At 71.5% G+C, this 8,000-nt stretch carries 6 protein-coding genes; 2 read left to right on the top strand and 4 right to left on the bottom strand.

All coding sequences use genetic code 11. The features are described 5' to 3' along the window. Positions 1–90: 90 nt before the first annotated feature. The 3 genes from RT054_RS07150 to RT054_RS07140 form a co-directional block, all read right to left on the bottom strand. Complete coding sequence (locus RT054_RS07150; RefSeq protein ID WP_313022779.1) at positions 91–1,926, bottom strand: ABC transporter ATP-binding protein; 1,836 nt, start codon at positions 1,924–1,926, stop codon at positions 91–93. Positions 1,927–2,117: 191 nt separating this feature from the next. Continuing rightward, positions 2,118–2,930, bottom strand: coding sequence for an enoyl-CoA hydratase/isomerase family protein (locus tag RT054_RS07145; RefSeq protein WP_313022770.1), 813 nt, complete (start codon positions 2,928–2,930; stop codon positions 2,118–2,120). 123 nt (positions 2,931–3,053) lie between these two features. Beyond that, complete coding sequence (locus RT054_RS07140; RefSeq protein ID WP_313022769.1) at positions 3,054–4,652, bottom strand: ABC-F family ATP-binding cassette domain-containing protein; 1,599 nt, start codon at positions 4,650–4,652, stop codon at positions 3,054–3,056. 179 nt (positions 4,653–4,831) lie between these two features. Here RT054_RS07140 and RT054_RS07135 point away from each other — a divergent pair, with 179 nt between their 5' ends. Next, a complete protein-coding gene (locus tag RT054_RS07135) occupies positions 4,832–5,740 on the top strand; it encodes a neutral zinc metallopeptidase (RefSeq protein WP_313022767.1) in 909 nt (302 codons plus the stop codon). Between the two features lie 374 nt (positions 5,741–6,114). Continuing rightward, a complete protein-coding gene (locus RT054_RS07130; RefSeq protein WP_312718002.1) occupies positions 6,115–6,612 on the top strand; it encodes an NlpC/P60 family protein in 498 nt (165 codons plus the stop codon). A gap of 159 nt (positions 6,613–6,771) precedes the next feature. Here RT054_RS07130 and alr read toward each other — a convergent pair whose 3' ends face one another. Beyond that, a complete protein-coding gene (alr, locus tag RT054_RS07125; RefSeq protein WP_313022765.1) occupies positions 6,772–7,902 on the bottom strand; it encodes an alanine racemase in 1,131 nt (376 codons plus the stop codon). Between the last annotated feature and the right edge of the window lie 98 nt (positions 7,903–8,000).

The raw sequence follows: 8,000 nt of genomic DNA, 5'->3' as shown, positions 1-8,000 counted from the left end.
TCTCTTACCAAGACGCGCCGGAATACCCACCCCCGGACGGTGGATCAGGGCTGAGACCCCCCGTCCGACCGAGGTCGGCGGGCATGAGGCCTACTGGGCGAACTGCGTGCGGTAGAGGTCGGCGTAGAGTCCGCCACGGGCGAGGAGATCGGCGTGTGTGCCCTGTTCGACGACGCGGCCGCCGTCGACGACGAGGATGACGTCGGCGCCCCGCACCGTCGAGAGCCGGTGGGCGATGACGAACGCCGTGCGCCCGTGCAGCGCGGTGTCGAGGGCACGCTGGACGGCGGCCTCGGACTCGCTGTCGAGGTGGGCGGTCGCCTCGTCGAGGACGACGAGGCCGGGGCTCTTGAGCAGCAGCCGCGCGATGGCGATGCGCTGCTTCTCCCCGCCCGACAGGCGGTGGCCGCGGTCGCCGACCACGGTGTCGAGTCCCTGCGGCAGGCTCCGCACGAGACCGGCGATCTGCGCCGCCTCGAGCACCGCCCACAGCTCCGCCTCGCTCGTGCCGGGGCGCGCGTACTCGAGGTTGGCCCGGATCGTGTCGTGGAACAGGTGCGACTCCTGGGTGACCATACCGACGACACCGCGCAGCGAGGCGAACGACGCCGTGCGCAGGTCCACGCCCCCGACGCGCACGACCCCCGAGCTCGGGTCGTACAACCGGGCGACGAGACTCGTGATCGTCGTCTTGCCCGCTCCGCTCGGCCCGACGAGCGCGACGAGGCTGCCCGGTTCGACCCGGAACGTCATGCCGTGGAGGACGAGCCCTCCGCCCTCGCGGTCGCCGGAGGGCCCGCCCTGTTCGAGCGAGGCGAGCGACACCTCGTCGGCGCCGGGGTAGGCGAAGGAGACGTCCTCGAACTCGACCGAGACCGGTTCGTCCGGGATGTCGGTGGGCTCGGGGGTCTCGGCGACGAGGGGTTGGAGGTCGAGTACCTCGAACACCCGCTCGAAACTCACGAGCGCGGTCATCACGTCGATCCGGACGTTGGACAGGGCCGTGAGGGGTCCGTAGAGGCGGGTGAGCAGCGCCGCGAGGGCGAGCAGCGAGCCCACGGTGAGGGTGCCGTCGATGACCTGGAGGCCGCCGACGCCGTACACCGCGGCCGTGGCGAGGGCCGCGACGAACGTGAGGCCCTGGAGGAAGAACGTGCGGTTGAGGGCGATGGTGACGCCGATGTCGCGCACCCGCCCCGCTCGGACGGCGTACTCGGAGGCCTCGGTGCGGGGGTCGCCGAACAGCTTGACGAGCAGCGCACCGGCGACGTTGAAGCGCTCGGTCATCCGGGCGCCGAGTTCGGCGTTGAGGCCCATCGACTCCCGCTGCAGCCCGGACAGGCGACGGCCCATGAGCCGTGCGGGCACGAGGAAGACCGGGGTGAGGAGCAACGCGACCACCGTGAGCTGCCAGGAGGTGCTCGCCATCGCGACGAGGATGAACACCACCGAGACGACGTTGCTCACCGTCGACCCCAGCACCGACGTGAACGCCTGCTGCGCGCCGATGACGTCGGAGTTGAGGCGGGTGACGAGGGCACCGGTCTGGGCGCGCGTGAAGAACCCGATGGGTTGGGCGAGGACGTGGGAGAACACCTGGGTACGCAGGTCGTAGATGAGGTTCTCGCCGATGCGTGCGGAGGTCCACCGCGCGAGCAACCCGACGACGACGTCGAGGACCGCGAGGACGGCGACGACCGACGCGAGGCCGACGACGACGCCGCGGTCACCCGGCACGACTCCGCGGTCCACCACCTGCCCCAGCAGCATCGGGGTGGCCACGACGAGGGCCGAGGACACGAGGGACAGGGCGAGGAACACCGTGATGAGCGGGGTGTACGGGCGGGCGTAGGTGAGGACACGTCGTGCGGTTCCCTCGTGCAGCCGGTCGTCGAGGGGCTCGCGGGAGAACGAACGCATCGCCATCCAGCCGGTGCTCGCCGTGCTCACCGGGACCTCACGTCGGACTTCATGCCCCGATCATCGCCCTCTCCTCGCCGGTCACCGCACCCGGGGCGCGGTGACGACCGGCCGCGAGGCTCCGAAGGGAGCGGCGGCCGGTCGTCGGCAGAGTACCGGGGTGGCGTCTCCGAGCAGGCGCGGGAGTCCGGCGTCGATCAGACTCCGGACGCGGCGTTCGCGCGCATCTCCGCCGTCTTGGCGCACAGGATGCGCGATTGCGCCTCGCGCTCGGTGCGCTGCTGTTCGGCGGCCGTGCGGTTCTCGATGCCGCGGAACAGGCCGAGCATCTCCCGGGCCGTGTCCTCGGGAGTGGCGAGGACGGCCGCGACGAGGTCGTCGACGGTGGCGGCGAGCTGGTCGGGCTCGACGGCGAGGCTCGCGATTCCGGTGGCGACGGCCTCCCGCGCGTCGACGGGCCGGGCCGTGAGGCACAGCTCGAGGGCGCGTGCGGGTCCGACGAGTGAGGTGAGGGCGTGGGTGCCGCCGAGGTCGGGGACGAGTCCGAGAGTGACCTCGGCCATCGAGAAGCGGACGTCGGTGGCGACGACGCGCAGATCGGCGGCGAGGGCGAGCTGGAAGCCCGCCCCGATGGCGGGCCCCTGGACGGCGGCGACGACGAGCGCCGGGCACTCCCGCCACGCGGTGAACCCGCGCTGGAACGTCTCGATGAGGTCGGCGAGGGCCTCGGGCCCGTTCGCCGTCATGCCGAGGAGGTCGGGTTCGCCCTCGACCCCGCCGGGCGAGAGCATGCCGCGGTCGAGGCCGGCCGAGAAGGCCGGACCCTCGCCGGCGAGGATGACGACCCGGATCTCCGGGGGCAGCGTCGTGGCCAGACGCTCCAGTTCCTCCCACATCGAGGGGGTCTGCGCGTTGCGGCAGGTCGGCGCGTCGAGGGTGATGCGCATGACAGCCCCGTCGACGTCGACACGGAGGCGGGGATGGGGGCGAGAGGTGGACTTCGTCGTCATGGCCCGACTCTAGGACGCGCCGACGGCGGTCCTCGGCGTCGACGCAGGTGGCCGCCGTCACGCCGCGCGGCACTCGGTGCGACTCCCGGTGCGGCTCCCGGGCGACGCGCCCCGAGTCAGGCGTCAGGCGAGGGAGATGAGGTCGAGGTAGTCCGGGCCCCAGTGGTCCTCGACACCGTCGGGCAGGAGGAGTACGCGCTCGGGTTCGAGGGCCGCGACCGCCCCCTCGTCGTGGCTCACGAGGACGACGGCGCCCTCGTAGGCCCGCAGCGCGCCGAGGATCTCCTCACGGCTGGCCGGGTCGAGGTTGTTCGTCGGCTCGTCGAGGAGGAGGACGTTCGCGCTGCTCACGACGAGCGTCGCGAGGGACAGTCGGGTCTTCTCCCCACCGGAGAGCACCCGGGCGGGCTTGTCGACGTCGTCGCCGGAGAACAGGAAGCTGCCGAGGACCTTGCGCACCTCGGTCTCGCCGAGGTCGGGCGCGGCGGACTTCATGTTCTCGAGCACGGTGCGCTCGACGTCGAGGTTCTCGTGCTCCTGGGCGTAGTACCCGAGCTTGAGGCCGTGGCCCGGGACGACCTCGCCGGTGTCGGGCGCATCGAGGCCGCCGAGGATGCGGAGCAGCGTGGTCTTGCCGGCGCCGTTGAGGCCGAGGACGACGACCTTGCTCCCTCGGTCGATCGCGAGGTCCACACCGGTGAACACCTCGAGCGAGCCGTAGGAGCGAGAGAGATCCTCGGCCGTGAGCGGCGTACGACCGCACGGGGCCGGCTTGGGGAATCGGAGCTTGGCGACCTTGTCGCTCATCCGCTGGTCCTCGAGGCCGTCGAGCATCCTCTCCGCGCGCCGGGCCATGTTGTGGGCCGCCGTGGCCTTGGTCGCCTTGGCCCCCATCTTGGCGGCCTGCGCGAGCAGGGCCGAGGCCTTCTTCTCTGCGTTCGCGCGTTCCCGCTTGCGGCGCTTCTCGTCGGTCTCGCGCTGCTGCAGGTAGGCCTTCCACCCGACGTTGTACTGATCGAGCTCGGCCCGGTTCGCGTCGAGGTGGAACACGCGGTTGACGACCTCGCCGAGGAGGTCGACGTCGTGGCTGATGACGACGAGCCCACCCTTGTACGTCTTGAGGTAGTCACGCAGCCAGACGATGGAGTCGGCGTCGAGGTGGTTGGTCGGCTCGTCGAGGAGCAGGGTCTGCGCCCCGGAGAACAGGATGCGCGTGAGTTCGACGCGGCGGCGCTGGCCGCCCGAGAGCTGACGAAGACCCATCCCGAGGACGCGCTCGTCGAGCCCGAGAGCCGACGCGATGGCCGCGGCCTCGGACTCCGCGGCGTACCCGCCCGCCGCCTCGAACCGCGCCTGGAGCTTGGGATACCGCTCCATCGCGCGCTCATGGGTCTCGGCGTCGGCGCTCGCCATCGCACCCTCGGTCTCCCGCATCCGTCGGGCGAGGTCGTCGAGCCCACGGGCCGAGAGGATCCGTGCCCGCGCGACCACGTCGAGATCCCCGTCCCGGGGGTCCTGGGGCAGGTAGCCGATGTCGCCGGAGGTCTGCAGCGAGCCCGCCGCCGGTTGCGTCCACCCCGCGAGCACCTTGGTCAACGTCGTCTTGCCCGCGCCGTTGCGACCGACGAGCCCGACGCGATCGCCCGGGGCGACACGGAACGTCGCGTCTCCGACGAGGAGCCGTGAGCCCGCGCGGAGCTCGATTCCGGTGGCGGCGATCACAGGGGGGTCCTCTCGGGTCGGGTGGGGCCGACCGCACACGCGGCGCGTCGTCGGCGGGATCTCGCGGCAGCCCAACACTGCACGTCAGGAGCGAGGTGGGAGGACGGCGCGACGGCCGCCGGATAGTCTAGACGAGGCGGTCACCGGGTACCGCAGGCCGGATGCGTAGGAGGCAGTCCATGACGTTCAACGACGACGCCCAGCTCGACACCTCCGGCGTCTCACGCGGGGGTGGCGGTGGCCGTGGCCTTGCGATCGGCGGTGGTGGTGGCCTCCTGGGCCTCGTGGCCCTCGTCCTCTACATGCTCATGGGCGGCAACCCCGCCGACGTCCAACAGCCGCCGGCCTCGCAGTCCGAGAGGCAGGCCGAGTCCGCCGGCGCGGGCGACCTCGCGGCCAAGTGCCGCACCGGTGCCGACGCCAACCGCGACCCGGAGTGCCGCGTCATCGCCACCCGCAACAGCGTCCAGTCCTACTGGCGGGCCAAGCTCCCCGAGGCCTCCGGCGGCAAGGTGCAATGGCAGGACACCGAGATGGTCCTCTACCAGGGCCAGACCCGCTCGGCCTGCGGGGATGCGAGCAACGAGATCGGGCCGTTCTACTGCCCGCTCGACAAGAAGGTCTACATGGATGCGGCGTTCTTCCGCATCCTCGAACAGCAGTTCGGCTCCTCCGGCGGCCCGCTCGCGCAGGAGTACGTCGTGGCCCACGAGTTCGGCCACGCCCTGCAGGACCAGCTGGGCCTGCTCGAGCGCGCCCAGCAGGATCCGAAGGGGCCCGAGAGCGGCGCCGTGAGGGTCGAGCTCATGGCCGACTGCTTCGCCGGCATGTGGGCCAAGGGCGCGGTCGAGACCAAGGACGCGAACGGCAGGACGTTCATGGCGCCGCTCACCGAGACGGACGTCCGCGACGCCCTCTCGGCCGCCGAATCCGTGGGCGACGACCACATCCAGAAGCAGGCCCGCGGCCGGGTCAGCCCCGAGTCGTTCACGCACGGCACCTCCGAGCAGCGGCAGCGCTGGTTCATGCGCGGCTACGAGACCGGCGACCTCAACCAGTGCAACACCCTGCAGGCGCGGGACCTCTGAGCCACTCGCCCCGGGCCGCCGTCGTCGATGCGACCGTGCCCCGCCGATCACGGTGATCGGCGGGGCACGGCGTATTCCCGGCCGGATCGGGCTCGAAACGTGAGGTGAGTCACAAGTTTAGGTTTCAACTTGGTTTCGGTGTTGCAGGGTCGTTATGTTCTGTGCGGCGTTCACCCCTGGAACGCCACCGGATCGTGACGCTGAATCCTGCCACCACGCCTTCCGGTTCGGTACACGCAGAGATGTGTGGGTGGCAGGAACGGAGCACCCGGCAGTACGGATCCCCTCCCACCCGGGAGGTCGTCCTTGGGGTGAAGCCCGAACGGCAACCGCCGCAGAGGCCGGGAACACCAGGTTCCCGAACCCGACAGGTCATGCTTCGCAAGCGCCTCCTGGAACCCCCGACACTCATGAAGACCCTCTTCAAGGGCGCCCCGCGCCTGGCCGTCACCGGTGCCCTCGCCCTCTCCCTCTCCGGCGGATTCATGGCGGCCTCCGCCCCCGCCGCCGACGCCGCGATCTCCTCCAGCCAGGGGGTCAAGGCCGTGAGCATCGCCAGCACAAAGAAGGGCACGCCCTACCGCTGGGGCGCCACCGGCCCCCGCGCCTTCGACTGCTCCGGCTTCACCAGCTGGACCTACAAGCGCATGGGCAAGAAGCTGCCCCGCACGGCCGACGCGCAGTACCGCTCCAGCATCAAGATCGGTCGCGGCCAGGCCCGGCCCGGCGACCTCGTCTTCTACGGCAAGGGCCGTAAGCACCACGTCGGCATCTACGCCGGCAACGGTCGTATGTGGCACGCCCCCCGCACCGGCGACGTCGTCAAGCTCGCCAAGGTCCGCAAGGGTGCCTCCTTCGGTCGCGTGCGCTGACCCGACGCCTCCTCCGGCACCCGCCCGCGCGGGTTCCCCGGTTCCAGGAGTGACGAAAGGGCCGTCCCCACCACGGGGACGGCCCTTGCGTCGCGCTCCCACCCGACCGAGCGTCCCAGCCCCCACGAGCATCCCCGCCTCGTACTCGGCCGGATGACGTCATCGAGTGCCGGTGTGGACGCGGGTGACGCGGGGGGCGATGGCGCAGGTGATCTCGTAGCTGATCGTCCCGAGGTCGCTCGCCATGTCGTCGGCCGTGTACTCCAGGTCGCCGCTGCAGCCGAGCAGGACGACCTCGTCCCCGACGGCCACGCGCGGATCCGCACCCACGTCGACCATCGACTGGTCCATGCACACCCGCCCGACGAGGGGGTAGGACCGCCCTCCGATGAGCACGGTGCCGCGGTTGGACAGATGCCGGGAGTACCCGTCGGCGTACCCGACCGGGATCGTCGCGATCCACGTGTCGACCGGCGCCGTCCACGTGCGGCCGTAGCCGACGGTGTCTCCCGCACGCACCTGTTTGAGGAAGGAGACCCGCGTCGCCCACGTGATCGCCGGCCGCAGGTCGATCGTGCGCGGCGTCGTGGCGTCGGGGTAATAGCCGTAGGTCATGATCCCGGGGCGCACCATCGTCCCCCGCGCCTCCGGGTGGGCGAGCACTCCCCCGGAGTTCGACAGGTGCACGAGCTCCACCGCCCGACCGATCCGCGCCTCGATCGCCGCGATCGTGTCGCCGAAGAGACGCACCTGCTCACCGGTGAACGCGTCCTGCGCGGGGGTGTCGCTCGCCGGGAAGTGCGTGAACGCCCCGAGCAGGTGCAGGTGGGCGGAGTCCTCGATGCGGCGTGCGAGGTCGGGCGCCTGCGCCGGCGTGGCCCCGATCCGCCCCATCCCGGTGTCGATCTTGAGGTGCACCGGCGCAGACGTGCCGCGGGCGGCGGCCGCCTGCTCGACCGCGTCGATGCTCTCCGGACCGACGACCGCGAGTTCGAGGTCGTGCGCGAGGGCCGCGTCGAGCTCCTCGGGGAAGGCGTGGGAGAGCTTGAGGATCGGCAGGAGGATCCCGGCCTCGCGCAACTCGATGCCCTCGGGCACGGTGGCGACGCCGAACCGGTCGACGAGGCCGGCGGCCTCCGCCTCCCGCGCGACCTCGACCGCACCGTGGCCGTAGGCGTTCGCCTTGACCGCCATGAGGACGGCGACGTCCGGCCCGACCGCCTCCCGGATCCCCGTGAGGTTGTGTCGGATCGCGTCGAGGTGTACCCGCAGGTGGGTCTGGTACAGCACCGGTCTCTCCTTCTCGTCGTCCCGGGCGGCGCCGTGGCAGCCGGCCGGACCCGCCGTGGGGGTCCATCATCGCGCGCTGCGCTCCACGCCTCTCAAGG

Origin of the sequence: Mobilicoccus sp., assembly GCF_032060985.1 — a bacterium.
GTDB lineage: Bacteria > Actinomycetota > Actinomycetes > Actinomycetales > Dermatophilaceae > Mobilicoccus.
The sequence above is the reverse complement of the archived record's forward strand: the minus strand, read 5'-3'. Positions and strand labels throughout refer to the sequence as shown.

What these genes read in the sequence shown, in the direction of transcription:
- RT054_RS07150 (WP_313022779.1), bottom strand. Translation starts at nt 1,926, where the DNA reads ATGGCGATGCGTTCGTTCTCCCGCGAGCCCCTCGACGACCGGCTGCAC.
- RT054_RS07145 (WP_313022770.1), bottom strand. Translation starts at nt 2,930, where the DNA reads ATGACGACGAAGTCCACCTCTCGCCCCCATCCCCGCCTCCGTGTCGAC.
- RT054_RS07135 (WP_313022767.1), top strand. Translation starts at nt 4,832, where the DNA reads ATGACGTTCAACGACGACGCCCAGCTCGACACCTCCGGCGTCTCACGC.
- RT054_RS07130 (WP_312718002.1), top strand. Translation starts at nt 6,115, where the DNA reads ATGCTTCGCAAGCGCCTCCTGGAACCCCCGACACTCATGAAGACCCTC.